Source organism: Bordetella genomosp. 5, assembly GCF_002261475.1.
Taxonomy (GTDB): Bacteria; Pseudomonadota; Gammaproteobacteria; order Burkholderiales; family Burkholderiaceae_B; genus Bordetella.
The window spans coordinates 72063-88622 of sequence record NZ_NEVN01000009.1 but is presented as its reverse complement, the minus strand read 5'-3'; the positions used below and the strand labels follow the sequence as shown (position 1 = coordinate 88622).

General features: G+C 68.1%; 11 protein-coding genes and 1 tRNA gene. 3 read left to right on the top strand and 9 right to left on the bottom strand.

Features of this window, described 5'->3' with window-relative positions:
* Nucleotides 1–10 precede the first annotated feature (10 nt).
* Nucleotides 11–87: transfer RNA gene (locus CEK29_RS16775), tRNA-Arg, on the top strand.
* A 71-nt stretch (nt 88–158) separates the two neighbouring features.
* Here the strand turns inward: CEK29_RS16775 and CEK29_RS16770 are convergent.
* The 9 genes from CEK29_RS16770 to CEK29_RS16730 form a co-directional block, all read right to left on the bottom strand.
* Nucleotides 159–1877 (bottom strand): AMP-binding protein, encoded by a 1719-nt coding sequence (locus CEK29_RS16770; protein ID WP_094858768.1) that lies wholly within the window; start codon nt 1875–1877, stop codon nt 159–161.
* A gap of 113 nt (nt 1878–1990) precedes the next feature.
* On the bottom strand, nt 1991–2539 hold the full coding sequence (locus CEK29_RS16765; RefSeq protein WP_094858767.1) for a PaaI family thioesterase: 549 nt from the start codon (nt 2537–2539) through the stop codon (nt 1991–1993).
* A 4-nt stretch (nt 2540–2543) separates the two neighbouring features.
* On the bottom strand, nt 2544–3743 hold the full coding sequence (locus CEK29_RS16760) for an acetyl-CoA C-acyltransferase (protein WP_094802318.1): 1200 nt from the start codon (nt 3741–3743) through the stop codon (nt 2544–2546).
* A 13-nt stretch (nt 3744–3756) separates the two neighbouring features.
* Entirely contained in the window at nt 3757–6147 is a 2391-nt protein-coding gene (locus CEK29_RS16755) for a 3-hydroxyacyl-CoA dehydrogenase/enoyl-CoA hydratase family protein (RefSeq protein WP_094858766.1), read from the bottom strand.
* A 66-nt stretch (nt 6148–6213) separates the two neighbouring features.
* On the bottom strand, nt 6214–7533 hold the full coding sequence (locus CEK29_RS16750; RefSeq protein WP_094802316.1) for an OmpP1/FadL family transporter: 1320 nt from the start codon (nt 7531–7533) through the stop codon (nt 6214–6216).
* A gap of 82 nt (nt 7534–7615) precedes the next feature.
* Entirely contained in the window at nt 7616–9625 is a 2010-nt protein-coding gene (locus tag CEK29_RS16745) for a 3-hydroxyacyl-CoA dehydrogenase NAD-binding domain-containing protein (RefSeq protein WP_094858765.1), read from the bottom strand.
* Nucleotides 9622–10926: an acetyl-CoA C-acetyltransferase gene (locus tag CEK29_RS16740; protein ID WP_094802314.1), complete on the bottom strand. Its 1305-nt coding sequence runs from the start codon at nt 10924–10926 to the stop codon at nt 9622–9624. The genes CEK29_RS16745 and CEK29_RS16740 overlap by 4 nt, the downstream gene beginning before the upstream one ends.
* 12 nt (nt 10927–10938) lie before the next feature.
* Nucleotides 10939–13284, bottom strand: coding sequence for an acyl-CoA dehydrogenase (locus CEK29_RS16735; protein ID WP_094858764.1), 2346 nt, complete (start codon nt 13282–13284; stop codon nt 10939–10941).
* A 35-nt stretch (nt 13285–13319) separates the two neighbouring features.
* Nucleotides 13320–13991, bottom strand: coding sequence for a TetR/AcrR family transcriptional regulator (locus CEK29_RS16730; RefSeq protein WP_094858763.1), 672 nt, complete (start codon nt 13989–13991; stop codon nt 13320–13322).
* 979 nt (nt 13992–14970) lie between these two features.
* Between CEK29_RS16730 and CEK29_RS16725 the strand changes: the two genes are divergently transcribed.
* Both CEK29_RS16725 and CEK29_RS16720 read left to right on the top strand, forming a co-directional pair.
* On the top strand, nt 14971–15729 hold the full coding sequence (locus tag CEK29_RS16725) for a helix-turn-helix transcriptional regulator (RefSeq protein ID WP_094858762.1): 759 nt from the start codon (nt 14971–14973) through the stop codon (nt 15727–15729).
* A 167-nt stretch (nt 15730–15896) separates the two neighbouring features.
* The gene (locus tag CEK29_RS16720) at nt 15897–16559 is read left to right on the top strand and encodes a helix-turn-helix transcriptional regulator (RefSeq protein ID WP_094858761.1); all 663 of its coding nucleotides are present in this window, start codon (nt 15897–15899) and stop codon (nt 16557–16559) included.
* The last annotated feature ends 1 nt before the right edge of the window (nt 16560 follow it).

The following is a 16560-nucleotide window of genomic DNA, read 5'->3' as shown; positions in this document are numbered from 1 at the left end:
CCTCTTTACAGCGCCCGTAGCTCAGTTGGATAGAGTACTTGGCTACGAACCAAGGGGTCGTGGGTTCGAATCCTGCCGGGCGCGCCATATTCGAGAGGCCTGCAAGCATTGCTTGCAGGCCTTTTGTCTTTTGTGCGTCGCGTTTTTATTTTTAACGGTCACGGCGCGCTGGCGCCGGTCGGCCCCGACGCGCTGGCGTCGGCCGCCCCCGACGCGGTCGGGTCGGTCGGCGCCGGGCGCAGCTCGCGGCGCAGGATCTTGCCCACGTTGGTGCGCGGCAGATCGTCGCGAAACTCCACGCTGCGCGGCACCTTGTAGCCGGTCAGGTACTTGCGGCAGTGCGCGATGAGCGTCTGGGCGTCGAGCTGCGGATCGTTGCGGATCACGAACAGCTTCACGGCCTCGCCGGAGCGTTCGTCGGGCCAGCCGACCGCGGCCACCTCGCGCACGCCCGGGCAGGCCGCGGCCACGTCTTCGATCTCGGTGGGATAGACGTTGAAGCCCGAGACCAGGATCAGATCTTTCTTGCGGTCCACGAGATACAAAAAACCGCGGTGGTCCACGTAGCCGATGTCGCCGGTGCGCAGATAGCCGTCCGGAAAGAAGGCCTGCGCGGTCTCTTCGGGCTGGCGCCAGTAGCCGCTCATGATTTGCGGTCCGCGCAGGCAGATCTCGCCCACCTTGCCCTGTTCGAGCTCGTTGCCTTCTTTGTCGCGCACCGACAGGTCCATCGACGGCACCGGCAGCCCGACCGAACCATGGAAGTCTTCGTCGCGCAGCGGATTGAGCGAGACCGCGGGCGAGGCCTCGGTCAGGCCGTAGGCCTGCGCGAGCGGCGTGCCGGTGATGGCGAGCCAGCGCTCGGCCACCACGCGTTGCACCGCCATGCCGCCCCCCAGCGTGATACGCAGCTTCGAAAAATCCAGTTGCTCGAAATGCGGGTTGTTCAGCAGCGCGTTGAAGAGCGTGTTGACGCCGGTGAAGCAGGTGAAGGGCGTCTTTTGCAGCTCGCGGATGAAGCCGCGGATGTCGCGCGGATTGAGGATCAGCAGGTTGCTGGCGCCCAGGCGCATGAAGGTCAGGCAGTTCGCCGTGAGGGCGAAGATGTGATACAGCGGCAGGGCCGTGACGATGCACTCTTCTCCTTCGGTGACGTACGGGCTCACCCAGGCGTGGGCCTGGCACAGATTGGCCACCATATTGCCGTGGCTCAGCATGGCGGCCTTCGCTACGCCGGTCGTGCCGCCGGTGTACTGAAGAAACGCCAGGTCATCATGGCCGAGGGGCACCGGCGTTGCGCCTTGATGCCGCGCGATGTCGCGCCACCGCACCGACCCCGGCAGCTGCCAGGGGGGCACCAGCCGCTTCACGCGTCGCACCACGAAGTCGACCAGCAGGCCCTTGAGCGCACCGAGCTCGTCGCCGACCGTGGTCGTGACCACGTGCGGCACCCGCAGCCTGTCCTGTACTTCGGCGAGGGTGTGGGCGAAATTTTCGGCGATGACGATCGCGCTGACTTCCGCGTCGGCAAGTTGGTGTTCGAGTTCGCGCGGGGTGTACAGCGGATTGCAGTTCACGACGACGCAGCCAGCGCGCAGTACGCCGAACAGCGCGATCGGATACTGCAGCAGGTTGGGCATCATCAGCGCGACGCGGTCGCCGCGGCGCAGGCCACGCGACTGCAGCCAGCCTGCGAACGCGCGCGAGCGCCGGTCGAGCTCGGCATAACTGAGCGTCGCGCCCATGCTGATGAAGGCCGTCTTGTCGGCGTAGCGCTGGCAGCTGTCTTCGAGCAGCGCCACCAGCGACGGGTAGGCCGAGGTGTCGATCTCGGCGGGGACGCCGGGTGGGTAGCTTTGCAGCCAGAGTTTTTCCATGCTCCGTTCCGTGTGAACCTGCGGGCGGGGAGGCGCATGATCCTGTCGTGGATGCCGCGCCCGCCAAAGGGTATCGCCATCGCGTTGGCGCTGCAACCGCGCGCCCCCGCCGCTCAGGGCGGCGAGCTGTCGGCGCTCGCGGGTGAGGGCGCGGGCACGGCGCCCGAGGTCTTGCGTTGATAGAAGGCCTTGTCGGCGATGTACACGGTGCGCTCGACGACCGCGTACACCAGCCCCTCGGCGTCTTTGAGTTCGACGGTATAACTGCGCGTGGTTTCGTGGTCGCGCGCGAGCGCCGAGCGCACCTGGGCCAGCTCTTCTTCAGGCAGGGCGAAGTCGGCGTAGATCGTGTCGTAGGCCGGCCGGCGGTAGCGGATCGAAGCCGACTTGTCCCACACGATCACGTCGCGGCCCAGCGCCAGCATCAGCAACGTGGGGTGCGCGCCGTCGGTGATGGCAAAGAGCGAGCCGCCGTAGAGCGAGCCCACGATGTTGCGCGTGCGGCGCGTGAGCCTGAGCCGGATGCGCAGCGAGCGGAAGTCCGAGGCCACCCACTCGACGCGTCCGCCCGTGGCGCGAAACGCCGGATGCAGATTGAACCCGATGCGCAGCAGCGGGGCGCGCCAGGCGGGCGGCAGCCGTTCGAGCCATTGCAGCTTCACGATGTCAGAGTGCCTCGAACACCCCGGCGGCGCCCATGCCGGTGCCGATGCACATCGTGACCATGCCATAGCGCTTGCCCGTGCGCCGCAGGCCGTGCAGCAGCGTCGCGGTGCGGATGGCGCCGGTGGCGCCCAGCGGGTGGCCCAGCGCGATGGCGCCGCCCAGCGGGTTCACCTTGTCGGGGTCGAGCCCGAGTTCGCGCATCACGGCCAGCGATTGCGCGGCGAACGCTTCGTTGAGCTCGATCCAGTCGAGCTGGTCCTGGGTGATGCCGGCGCGCTCGAGCGCCTTGGGGATCGCGTAGGCCGGGCCGATGCCCATGATCTCGGGCGGCACGCCCGCGACCGAATACGACACGAAGCGGCCGAGCGGCTTCAGGTCGAACTCGCGCAGAATGCGTTCGGACACCAGCACCACCGCGCCGGCGCCATCGGACATCTGCGAGCTGTTGCCCGCCGTGACGCTGCCGCGCGCGGCGAACACCGGGCGCAGCCTGGCCAGCGCCTCGGCCGAGCTGTCCGGCCGGGGGCCTTCGTCGACCTCGGCCAGCCGTTCGACGACCTTGATGGCGCCGGTGTGGCCATCGGGCACGTGCGTGCGGATCAGATAGGGCGTGGTCTCGGCTTCGAAATGGCGCGAGGCGATGGCCTGGCAGGCCTTCTGATGCGAGGCCAGCGCGAAGGCGTCCTGGTCTTCGCGCGAGACCTTCCAGCGCTCGGCGACCTTCTCGCCGGTCAGGCCCATGCCGTAGGCCATGCCGAGCGAATCCTCGTGCGTGAAAATCTCGGGATTCATGGCGACTTTGTTGCCCATGATCTGCGGCATCGCGCTCATGGATTCCGTGCCGGCGCCGATCATGATGTCGGCATCGCCCTGGCGGATGCGGGCAGCGGCGTCCGCCACGGCCTGCAGGCCCGAGGCGCAGAAGCGGTTGACCGTGACGCCGGCCACCGACTGGGGCAGGCCGGCCAGCAGCAGGCCGATACGGGCCACGTTCATGCCCTGCTCGGCTTCGGGCATGGCGCAGCCCGCCACCACGTCTTCGATGCGGTTGGCGTCGAGCCCGGGCGCCTGCGCGAGCGCGCCGCGCAGCACGGCGGCCAGCATGTCGTCGGGGCGCACGGTGGCGTACATGCCATTGCGCTTGCCGACCGGCAGGCGGGTGGCGGCGACGATGTAGGCGTCTTGCATGGTCTTGCTCATGTTCGGCTCCTTCTCAGTTGCGCAGCGGCTTGCCGGTGTCGAGGGTGTGGCGGATGCGGGCCTGGGTTTCGGGCGTGCGCAGCAACGCCACGAACTCGCGCCGCTCCACGGCCAGCAGCCATTCTTCGTCGACACGGGTGCCCGCTTCGACCTCGCCGCCGCACAGCGCGACGGCGGCGCTGCGGGCCACGCGGTAATCGTGGTCGCTGATCATGCCGCCCTCACGCATGTTGAGCAGCACCATCTCGAAGTTGGCGATGCCGGTACGCCCGGCGACCGGCACATCGCGCAGCGGCGGCGGGGGCGTGTGGCCCGCGTCGGCGGCGGCACGCGCTTCGCGCAACGCCACCCACAACAGTTCGTCGGGATGGAACACCACGGTGTCGTGGGCCTGGGCATAGCCCATGTCGACGGCCTGCAGCGCGCTCTTGGCGACCTGCGCGGTGGCGATGTTCTGGAACACCGGCTGCAGATAGGGAAACACTTCGTTGGGCGTGGCGGTGGCCGCCGCCAGCGTGGCGGCCCGCGCGGCGAGCTGCTTGCTGCCCGCGCCGGCCGGGATCAGGCCGACGCCGGCCTCGACCAGACCGATGTAGCTCTCGAGCGCCAGCACGCGGCGATGCGTGTGCATCAGGAATTCGCAGCCTCCGCCCAGCGCCATGCCCTGCACGGCGGCGACGGTGGGAATGGTGGCGTAGTGCAGCGCGAGCGAGGTGCGCTGGAAGGTCTCGACCATGCGCTCGAGCATGTCGAACTCGCCGGCCTGGCAGGCCTGATAGACCTGCTCGAGATTGGCGCCCACGGCGAACGGTGCGCTGTGCCAGAACACCAGGCCGTCGAAGTCGCGCTCGGCGCGCGCCACGGCTTCCTGGATGCCGGCCAGCACTTCGCCGCCGATGGTGTGATTCTTGGAGGTGAGCGAAAGAATGGCGATGCCGGGGTCTTGCGCGGGCAGGTTCCAGAGCCGCACGCCGTCCGCCTCCCAGACCGTCTGGCCGGGTTCGTCACGGGCTTCGCCATGCACGCGGTCGGGATAGAGCTGGCGCTGATACACGGGCAGCGCCGGGCGCGGCTTGTAGCTCTGCTCGCGCGCCGACCACGAGCCGGCCTCGGTATGCACGCCGGTGCGGGCGGGGTCCAGCGCCCAGTCGGGCAGGGCCACGTCGCTCATGGCGCGGCCCGCGGCGATGTCGGCGGCGATGGCACGAGCCACCTGCTGCCAGCCCGCGGCCTGCCAGGTCTCGAACGGGCCCTGGCTCCAGCCGAAGCCCCAGCGCATCGCCAGATCGAGGTCGCGCGCGTTGTCGGCCACGCTGGCCAGCTGCACGGCCGCGTAATGGAAGGTGTCGCGAAACAGGCTCCAGAGAAACTGCGCCTGGGGATCCTGGCTCGCGGCGAGCGCGGCGAAACGCTTGGCGGGATCGCGCTCCTTGAGGATCGCGGCCGTCTCGTCGGAAAGCTTGCCCGCCTGCGGCCGGTATTCGCCGGTGGCGGGATCCAGCACCTGGATCTCCTTGCCCACTTTTTTGTAGACACCCACGCCGCTCTTCTGGCCGAGCGCGCGGGCGTCGATCAGCGCCTGCAACCACGCAGGCGTCTGGAACCAGCGGTGCCAGGGGTCGTCGGGCAGATGCTCGCGCATGGTGCCGATCACGTGCGCGAGCGTGTCGAGGCCCACCACGTCGGCGGTGCGGTAGGTGGCGCTCTTGGGCCGGCCGATGCGCGGTCCGGTGAGGGCGTCCACGTCGTCGAAAGGCAGGCCGAGCCGCTCGGTGTGATGCAGCGCGGCCAGGATCGAGAACACGCCGATGCGGTTGGCGACGAAGTTGGGCGTGTCGAGCGCGCGGATCACGCCCTTGCCCAGGCGCGAGGTGAGCCAGGCTTCGAGCTGGTCGGCCACGCGCACGTCGGTATGGCGCGTGGGGATCAATTCCACCAGGCGCATGTAGCGCGGCGGATTGAAGAAATGGACGCCGAGGTAGCGCGGCCGCAGCGCCTCGGGCAGCGCGCCCGCGAGCGTTTCGATCGACAGGCCGGAGGTATTCGAGGCAACGACGGCGTGCGGCGCCAGGTGCGGCGCGATGCGTTCGTAGAGCGCGATCTTCCAGTCGAGCCGTTCGGCGATCGCCTCGATGACGAGGTCGCATTGCGCCAGGGCCGGAAGGTCGTCGTCGTAGTTGGCGGGGCGGATCAGGCCGAGGCGGCTCGCCTGCGCAAGCGGAGCGGGTTCGAGTTTTTTCAGGCCGGCCAGGGCCTTCTTGACGATCCCGTTGCGGTCGCCCTCGGGCGCCGTCAGGTCGTACAGCGTCACCGGGACGCCGGCGTTGGCCAGGTGGGCGGCGATCTGCGCGCCCATGACGCCGGCGCCCAGGACGGCGGCGTGCTTGACGGTGAACTTGCTCACGAATACCTCCTGTGTAGGCGTCCGGGTCCCGCGGGGCCCCGGACGGATGCCGCGTGCAACGCGGCGTCAGAAGCGCGTCGACACCTGCAGGCCGACGATGTTGCCTTTACCACTATACGTGCCCGCGACGCGGCCTTTGGTGGCCGCGCTGCCGGACGTGGTGTCGATATCGACGTCGCGCAGATAAAGATAGGCGTACGACAGATCGACGGTGGTGTTCGCCGTGGGGGCCCACTGCACGCCCGTGGCGAACCACCAGCGGTCGGTGTCGGGCAGCGAGGTCGGCCGATCGCTCGTGCGGTGCACCGGCGACTGGTCGAACGCCACGCCCATCTTCCATTTCCATTGCGGAGCGAACTTGTAGTTGGCCCCGACCGCGACGCGCCAGGTGTCGCGGAATCCCAGCGGCAGCGTGTCGGTCGGGCCGCCGTCGTTCTTGATCTTGAGCTCCTGGATGCTGCTCCAGCCGGTCCAGGAGATGTCGCCCAGCAGTTCCCACTTGTCGTTCAGCTGATGCGCGCCGCTCAGGATCAGGGTGTCGGGCAGATCGACGTTCGCGGTGGCGTCATAGGACACGGCGGTCGTGCCGCCCGGGATCCGGATGTTGTCGACGTCGGTCGTACCCTTCGCCTTGTAGCGGATCTTGGAGCGATACGACAGACCGATACGGGTCGCCTCGGTGGGCTGCAGCATGAAGCCGACGTTCCAGCCCCAGGCGTCGTCGTCGAGCTTGAGCTTGGCGTCACCGGTGCTGAACACGCCCGGAATGGGCAGGGCCGCGACGGTCTTCTTCTTGTACTCGGCATCGATGCGCTGCCAGTTCAGACCGAAGCCCATCGAGAATTGGTCGTTGACCTTGTAGGCCACCGTGGGGTTGATGTTGACGGTGCGGATGTCGAACTTGTTGGAGTGGTACTGGCCCACCCAGCCATCGTCGTATTCGGTCATGAGACCGAACGGCGCGCCCATGCCGATGCCCAGATACCACTGCTCGTTGACCTGCCAGGAAAAATAGGCGTTGGGCACGATGCCCAGGCTGCCGGCGTCGCCGCCGTTGCCACCGGTCGGCACGCTGCCGTTGAGCCCGGTGCCGGGCAGGCCCGGCGCGCTGGGATTGCGGCTGTTGCCGTTGTCCCGGAACTTGAACGACGGCCAGATGAAGTTGACGCCTGCCGTGGCGTTGCGACCCGGCAGCGCCGTGATGCCGGCCGCATTGAAGTACATGACGCTGGCGTTCTCGGGATTGGCGGCGGAGCCGGCATAGGCATTGCCCAGGCCGCTGGCGTTCTGTTCGAGCAGTTGAAAGCCGGCCGCGTGCACGTGGGCGGCGCCCAGCGTGCCGAGCGCCGCGCACAGTGTCTTCAGTGCGAGGGAACGTCGATTCATGATGGCTTGTCTCCGGTGGTGTTTTGTCTCTTTGTTGCTGCAGGGTGACGCAGGTGCTGCCTCGCCGGCTGGAATCGTTGTTTCAGGGGTCACTGCGGCCGGTCTCTGTGAATGTCGCATTCGGGGAAAGCGTGGGTTCGATGGGGCCGGGCGGACGGACTCGCCCGCCCTGGTTGTCGCGGTAGTGCAGCGGGCCGCCGGTAAACGGCGCGAAGCCGGTGCCGAAGATCACGCCCGCGTCGGCCAGATCGGCGTCCGCCACGACGCCGTCGGCGACCTGGCGCGCGGTGCGCTCGATGAGCGGCGTGACGAGCCGCTCGGCCAGGCCGGTGGGCGGGGTGCCCGCCTGGCCCTTCTGAGCGCGGCCGTTCTGCCAGCGATAGAAGCCGGCGCCGGTTTTCTTGCCCAGATCGCCGCGGGCCGTGCGCTCGCGCAGGCAGCGCGGCGGCTCGGCCTGCTGTGTGAGTTGTTTGCCCGCGTCCAGCACGATATCCAGGCCCACCGTGTCGGCGAGCTCGAGCGGGCCCATGGGCATGCCGAACGCCGTCAGCGCGGCATCGATCGTGGCCGGGGCGATTCCTTCGTCGACGCAGCGCATGGCCTCCAGCAGGTAGGGCGCCAGCACCGCGTTGACCAGGAAGCCGGGCGCATCGTGCACCGGCAGCGGCAGCTTGCCGAGCTGGGCCACGAAGGCCGCGGCGCGCTGGCCCGCCTCGGGCGTGTCGCCGGGGCAGGTGACGATCTCGACGAGCGGCATTTTGGCCACCGGGTTGAAGAAGTGGATGCCCACCAGACGCTCGGGCCGCTGCAGCACGCTGCGCAGCCGCGCCAACGACAGGCTCGACGTGTTGGTGGCGAGCAGCGCGCCGGGTTTGAGGCGCGGCTCGAGACTGCGATAGAGCGCTTCCTTGGCCTCTTCGCGCTCGCTGATGGCCTCGATGACGAGGTCGGCGCGCGCCACGCCGTGGCCCTCGGGGTCGGGCGTCAGGCGATCGAGCGCGGCGCGGGCGGCGCGTTTGTCCTTGAGGCGGCGCGCGTACAGCGTGGCGGCGCGGCCCAGGGCGGGCGCGATCAGGGCGGTATCGCGATCCTGCAGCGTGACGCGCATGCCCTTGTAGGCGCACCAGGCGGCGATATCGCCGCCCATCACGCCGGCACCCACCACATGCACGTGGCGGATGGGCACGGCCGGTTCGCCGCGCGCCACGCCTTTGAGGCGCTCTTGCAGGCGGAACACGCGCACCAGATTGCGGGCCGTGTCGGACTGCACCAGGCGAGCCGTCTGCTCGCGCGCGCGCAGCGGATCGCCGTTGTGTTTTTCCCAGGTGTCGATGATGGCGAGCGGGGCCGGGTAGTGGCCGAGCGGGTCTTTGGCCTGCACCTGCTTGCGGGCGCGGGCGGCGACCAGGCCGCGCAACGGACGCCAGTTGAGCAGGCCGCCGATGCCGCGTGCGCGCCGGCGCGCGCGGCCCGACAGCACCTGCTGGCGCGCGGCGGCATCGAGCAGCCGCACCGGCACGCGCGCGTCCGCCAGGCCGAGCGCGGCGGCGCGGCGGGCGTCGATACGGCGGCCGGTGAGCATCATGTCGAGCGCCGCGGGCGCACCGATCAGGGCTGGCAGGCGCTGCATGCCGCCCCACGCCGGAAAGATGCCCAGCATCACTTCGGGCAGCGCCAGCGCCGTGTCGGGCGTGTCGGCGACGAGCCGATAGCGGCAGGCCAGCGCGAGCTCGAGGCCGCCGCCCAGGCAATTGCCTTCGATCAGGGCCAGCGTGGGGTAGGGGGCGCGTGCGAGCCGGTTGAAGGTGGTCCAGCCGCGCTCGACCAGCGCCTGGGCGTCGTCCGCCGAGCGCACGTCGCCGAATTCGTCGATGTCGGCGCCCAGGATGAAGCCGGTGGACTTGCCCGAACGGATCACGAGACCCTGCGGACGATCGGCCTGAAGCGCGTCGAGGACCTGATTGAACTCGCGCAGCACATCGGCCGAGAGCGCGTTGACCTTGCTGCCGGCACGATCGATCGTGAGCCACGCGAGGCCGTCGGCGTCGCGCCGCAGCTGCCAGTGTTGCCAGAGGGGGGCTTGCGTGTTCATGCGGCCTCCGAGGAGCGAGCGGGCAGGGTTTCGACCAGCATGGCGCCACCCTGGCCGCCGCCGATGCAGATGGCGGCCAGGCCGCGGCGCAGATTGCGCGCGCGCAGGGCCTCGAGCAAATGCAGCACGATGCGCGCGCCGGACGCGCCGACCGGATGCCCGAGCGCGATGGCGCCCCCGTCGACGTTCAGGCGCTCCAGATCGAGCGCGCCCCAGGCGTCGGTGCCGAGCTCGGTGCGGCAGTAGTCGGGATCCTGCCAGGCGGCCACGCAGCCCAGCACCTGGGCCGCGAAGGCTTCGTTGATCTCCCAGAGATCGAGGTCGTTCAGGCCCAGGCCGTGGCGCTGCAGGATGGGCGTGGCCGCGTGCACCGGCCCGAGGCCCATGAACGCGGGATCCAGGCCGGCCCATTGGCTGTCGGTGATGCGGCCGATGGGTTCCAGGCCCCAGCGCGTCACGGCGGCTTCGGAGGCGAGCAGCAACATCGCGGCGCCGTCGGTGACCTGAGAACTGTTGCCGGCGGTGATATTGCCCCAGGGCTTGTCGAACACCGGTTTGAGTTTGGCCAGGCGCTCCACCGACGAGTCGGGACGCACGCCGTCGTCGTCGGGATAGAGCGTGCCGCGGCCATCGACGAGCGGCACGATCTCGCCCAGGCGGCCCGCCTCGCGCGCGGCCAGTGCGCGCTGATGGCTGCGCACGGCGTAGCCGTCCATCTGGGCGCGGCTGATGTGAAAGCGCGTGGCGACGTTTTCGGCGGTCTGTCCCATCGAGAGCCCCACCACCGGATCGGTCAGACCCTTGAGAAGGCCGATGACCGGCGCGAGGTCGCGCAGACGCAGCTTGCCCAGTTGCTTGAGCTTGGCGAGCGGGCTGCGCGCGGCGTACCAGTGCGCCAGCCAGCGCGTCATGTCATCGGAGAGCAGCAGCGGGGCGCGCGACAGCGCGTCGACGCCGCCCGCGAGAACCAGGTCGCTGCGGCCGAGCTGGATGTTGGCGATGGCGCTGTCGAGCGCCTGCATGCCCGATGCGCAGTTGCGCATGACGGTCCAGCCGGGCACGCGATCGCCGCAACCCAGCCGCAGTGCGATGACGCGGCCGATATTGATTTCGTCGGGCGAAGGCGAGGCGCAGCCCACGATCACTTCGTCGAGGTCGGTGGGCGCGAACCGCTGGCGCAGCAGCAGGGCACGCCCGGATTGCACCGCGAGGTCCGCCGCCGAAAAAGGCCCGGGGCCGGTGCGCGCCTTGAGAAAGGGCGTGCGCGCGCCGTCGACCACGTATATCGGTTTGAACGTCATGCAGAAAGCTCCTCAGGCGGCACGGCGCGCCGCGGGGCGGGCCGCGCCGGTCACGCCCAGGTCGAAGGGGAAGTCGTCAACGCCGATCACGCGGTCGCGCAGGCGGTTGCGTTCGGCAATGATGGCATAGTCTTCCGCGCCGAGGGCGCCGGCCGCGTGCGCGGCTTGCGCTATGTCACGCACATTGGCGCGCGGATCGCCATCGAGCACGCCGCTCTTTTCGAGCGCACGCAGCCGCTGTTCGGCCGGCTCGGCCGCCAGCGTCGCGGCGAGTGCGCGCTCGAGCACGCCCACGGGCTCATCGTCGTTCGCGGGCAGATAGCAGCCGGCGGTCAGCCGGTCGCGCGTGCCTCCGGGCGCGATCAGCCGCTGCGCGACCTCCTGGCCCAGCCGGTCATCGGGCGCCACATGAGGCTGACCCCAGGGATAGACGATCACGCGCAGCAGTCCGGCCACGGCCCGTTGCGGCAGATTGGCGAGCACGCCGTCGAACGCTTCCTGCGCGCGCAACAGCGCATCCTGCAAGGCCCAGTGCGCAAGCGGCGCGTCTTCGGCCTGACGGCCTTCGTCTTCGAAGCGCTTGAGCACGGCGCTCGCCAGGTACATCTGGGCAAGCACGTCGCCCAGCCGCGCAGAGATCCGCTCGCGCCGCTTGAGGCTGCCGCCCAGCACCAGCATGCAGGTGTCGGCGGTCAGGGCGAAGGCCGCGGACAGGCGCGAGAGCTGCCGGTAGTACGGCAGCATGTCGCTCGCGGCATCGCGCGGCGCATGCGCCAGGCGCGCGCCGGTGAGCGCGGTGCCGAAGGCCCGTGCGGCATTGCCGATCACGAAGCGCACATGCCCCCAGAACGCTTTGTCGAAGGCACGGAGCCCCTCGTCGCGCTTGGGATGTTGCGCGGCCTGCATCTCGGCCAGCACGTGCGGATGGCATCGGATCGCGCCCTGGCCGAAGATGATCAGGCTGCGCGTGAGGATGTTGGCGCCTTCGACGGTGATGCCGATGGGCAGTTGCTGATAGGCGCGGCCAAGGAAGTTCTGCGGTCCGAGGCAGATGCCTTTGCCGCCGATGATGTCCATGCCGTCGTTCACGACCTGGCGCGCGCGCTCGGTGACGTGATACTTGACGATGGCCGACACGACCGACGGCTTCTCGCCCAGATCGATCGCGCCCGCGGTCATGGTGCGCGCGGCATCCATCGCATAGGTGTGCCCGCCGATGCGTGCCAGCGCCTCTTCGACCCCTTCGAACTTGCCGACCGGCAGCCGGAACTGACTGCGCACGCGCGAGTACGCGCCGACGGTGCGGGCGGTGAGCTTGGCCATGCCGGTGTTCGACGAAGGCAGCGAGATCGAGCGGCCGGCCGCCAGGCATTCCATCAGCATGCGCCAGCCCTGTCCGGCCATGGCCGGACCCCCGATGATGAAATCCAGCGGCATGAACACGTCGGTGCCGCGCGTCGGGCCATTCATGAACATCGCATTGAGCGGGAAGTGCCGGCGGCCCGTGTCCACGCCGGGGTGGTCGTGCGGCACCATCGCGCAGGTGATGCCGATGTCGCGGCGCGCGCCCAGCAGGCCGTCGGGATCGTAGAGTCGGAACGCGAGGCCCAGCAGCGTGCAGACGGGCGCCAGCGTGATGTAGCGCTTGTCCCAGGTGACGCGCATGCCAAGCACCTCGCGGCCCTGCCATTCGCCTTTGCAGACGATGCCGAAGTCGGGGATGGCGGCCGCGTCCGAGCCGGCCCAGGGGCTGGTCAGCGCGAAGGCGGGAATCTCGTCGCCGCGCGCCAGGCGCGGCAGGTAGTGGGACTTCTGCGCATCCGTGCCGTAATGCAGCAGCAGCTCGGCGGGTCCGAGCGAGTTCGGCACCATCACCGACACCGCCAGGGCCGAGCAGCGCGTCGACAGGCTGGTAACGATCTCGGAATGGGCATACGCCGAGAAGCCCAGGCCGCCGTAGGCTTTCGGAATGATCATGCCGAAGAAGCCGTCGCGCTTGAGCTTGTCCCAGACCTCGGGGGGCAGGTCGTAGCGTTCCTGCGTGATGTTCCAGTCGCTCACCATCTCGCACACCGCGCGCGTCGGGCCCTCCAGAAAGGCCTGCTCTTCGGCGCTCAGGCGCGGACGCGGAAACGCCAGCATGCGCTCCCAGCGGGGCTTGCCGCTGAAGAGCTCGCCTTCCCACCACACGGTGCCGGCCTCCAGCGCGTCGCGCTCGGTGTCCGACATCTGGGGCAGGGCCTTGCGGTAAGCCGTGAGGATCGGCGTCGTGAGCAGCGCGCGGCGCACGGGGGCCACGATGAACACGAGCGTCACCAGCACAAGCAGGATGAGCACGATGGCGAGAGCGGCTGTCATGAGGTCTCCGGAAGGGCAGTGGGGGCGAGGGCGTATCAGGCCGCGGCGGGCGGCGGCAGCGGGGCACGTAGTCCGCCCAGCAGAAAGCTCATCAGGCGGGGCAGCAGCAGTTCGGGATCGTCGGCCTGCTCGCGCTGATCGGGCACCCAGCCGGTCACGATGCGCAGGGTGTCGGTGCCCATGATGGCGTACGAGGTGGCGCCCAGCATGAACTGGAAGCGCCAGATGATTTCCGCGCGCGGCACGTCGGGCAGCGCCTCGAACAGCGCCTGGCGGTAACGCTCGATCACGTCGGCATATTCCTCCGCGAGCAGGGCACGCAGAAATCCGGCCGGATCGGTCATGGTGCGTTCGAGCAGGGGCAGGAAGTTCTTGCCCGCGTGATCGGGGTTGGCGGCCAGGCGCAGCAGCGTGCCGAAAAAGGCGTCCACGATCTGCGAGGGTTTGAGCGGCTTGCCCTCGGCCTTGGCCTGCATTTCGTCGAGCAGGCGCAGCCGCTCGCTGTTGACCACGGCCAGACGCCGTTTGAGCACCGCCTGAACCAGGGCCTCTTTGGAGCCGAAGTGATAGTTGACCGCCGCGAGGTTCACGCCCGCCGCGCCGGTGATCTGCCGCATCGAGGTGTTTTCGTGGCCGCGTTCGGCGAAGAGCTGTTCCGCGGTGTCGAGGATGGCGTCACGCGTGCTGGACAGGTTCGGATCGGACATGGACGTGACCATTCAAACGTTTGTTTGAAACCAATATACCGAGGTGCGCGGGAGGCCCCAACCCAGGGTTTCCCTAGTCACGACCACCCTGAAAACAGTGCCGGACTAACTATTGCGGCGCAGCATGATTGCGATTCGGGTGTGTGAGAAAAATCCAGCAGAAACAATGCGTTGGCGACGAGTTGTTGAAGTGAAGGATTAACTCGCCGCGACGGAATGAGCCCGTCACCGAGGCGGGACGGGGCGTTTCGCCGCTCGAAAGGCGTGAGGGCCGGGCCGTGGATGCCTGTTCAATCGTGAGATTTGAGTGTTTTTTTGTTTTCGGCGAGCGAAACAAAATGTGCTCGAAAATGGCTCTGATACAGAAATGATGTATCGGCCATTCTTCGTTGTTTGGGGCAAAGCGATGATATGAAAGGAAAAATTGAGGCGCTCACGCGGGCGGAGACGGTTCGATAGCCATATATTCACAAATGTGTGATGACTCTTTTGGATAATCCTGGAGTACGCCTAAATATCGAGTTCGCCACGTATCAAGAAGCGGCATTATTGCGGTCTTGGCGGCTTGGAGAAATTTAATTCGGAAGATTTCTGGGGACTTGTCGGACGGCGGTACGTACCGTTGGCGCGGGATGACAAGCTATATAAATCAATGGGATAGGGTTTGTGTGGGCGGGCCGGACTGCCGGGCGTTACCCATCCGGTTGATATCCGCTGGCGGGTCGCGAGCGAGTGGTATGACGACCCAAAAAGTAATGCTTTCGGATTATTAAAAATTTAACGCACTAATTCCGAGGGCCGTAGATTGCTTTTACAGAATCCGACAAATATTATGTTTTCGTGCCCATCAGGTTGAGGCCGGAATGAGGAGGAGCAGTCCGGCGGCAGTTTTTCCGCGTTGCAGCAGCGGCGATCTGTGGGAAAGGAGCATCTCGCGTGGTGCGGGATTGCAACGTTGCCGTCCGAAAAGGTGAGTGCAATGGTCAAGATCGTCCTTTTAGAAGCTCACCCCCTGTTGCGGTTGGGTTTGTGGCAAGTCCTGTCCGAGTTGGATGACGACTGGGAAATCGAGGCGATGGGGGTGGCCGAGCTGGCCGCGCCGCAAGCCCGTCATCGGGAGGCGGATCTCCTGATCTATGGCCTGTGCCAGGATCCGGATCTCGCCACCAGCACCCTGGCCGACATCCATCACGGGCTGCGCCCCAAGAGCCTGCTGCTGCTGGCCGAGTCCACGCCCGTGCCGGCCGCGCTGCCGGCGCAGGCGGGGGGCACGGCCCGCGGGTGCCTGGCGAAGACCTCTCCCGCGTGTGTGCTCGATGCGGCCATCCGCCTCGTGCTTGCCGGGGGGCAGTGTTTTTCGGGCGAACAGGTGATGCCCAACGCGGCAGTGCCCGTCATGCACACCTCGTCGCTGCCGGCGCGCATCGAAGGCGCACGTGCCAGCATGCCGATCTCGGCGGGCGCGCAGTTGTTGCAGATCACGCCGCGCCAATATGAGGTGCTGGTGCTGCTGGCGCGAGGCTATCCGATCAAGACGGTCAGCCGGATGCTCAACATCTCGGTCGCGACGGCCAAGACCCATGCCTGCACGCTCTATCAGCGTCTGCACGTCAAGAACAAGGGCGAAGCCGTCTACGCAGCCCTGCAACGCGGCGCTACGCTCGAGTGGGAATCGTCCACGCCGGCGCTGCCCGCGCGTGATCCCGGCGTGATGCCGGTCTACGCCATGTGCAGGTAGGCCTCTGGCCGGGACGCCATGCGGTCCCGGCCAAAAGAAGTCCGGCCTTCATACTCCTGAACGAGAGGCGCCCGTGAGGTGCGCTGCTAGGATCGATCTCAACGATACCCCCCGGGCCGCCGCAGTGCGCGACGGCCGGCGGGATCGGCCTGCGAGAGGTCCTGCGGATGAGCACGGTGTTGATCGAAGACTATGCCTTGCTGCGCGTGGCGATACAGCACGTGCTGCGGGATGCCGGTCTGGGCGAGGATCTGGCCTCGGGCGAGCTGTCGCAGCTCGAGGCGCTGCGCAACACGAGCGTGCATCCGGTCGAGCTGCTGCTCTTCGGCGGCAGCACGCACGCGGACCACGATGTGACGGCGCTCGCGTCGGTGCTCGATGTGCTCGCGCCGCGCCGCGTGCTGGTGCTCTACGCCGAATTCGAGGCCGCGCTGATGGCGGCGGCGGTGCGTGCGGGCGCGGCCGGTTATGTCTCCAAGTCACTCAGTCCGGCCGCCCTGTCCGCGGCGGTACGCCTCGTGCTCGCGGGCGGCGAGTGCTATCCCATGCCGACGCGCAGGGCGCCGGCGCGGCGGCCGTCCGCACCGCCCGACGCTCCCACACGGCTCACGCAGCGCCAGGAGGAAATCCTGCGGCTCATGGTGCGCGGCAAGACCATGCGGGAAATCAGCCGCGAGGTCGGCACATCGGTGGCCACGGTCAAGTCTCATGCGCGCACGCTTTACTGGAAATTGAATGCGCGTAACCAGGCCGCGGCCGCCTTCACCGCCGTCAACCTCGGGCTCGTCCCCGGTCTGGATGATGACCAGGATGACGACAGCTCCCCCTGAT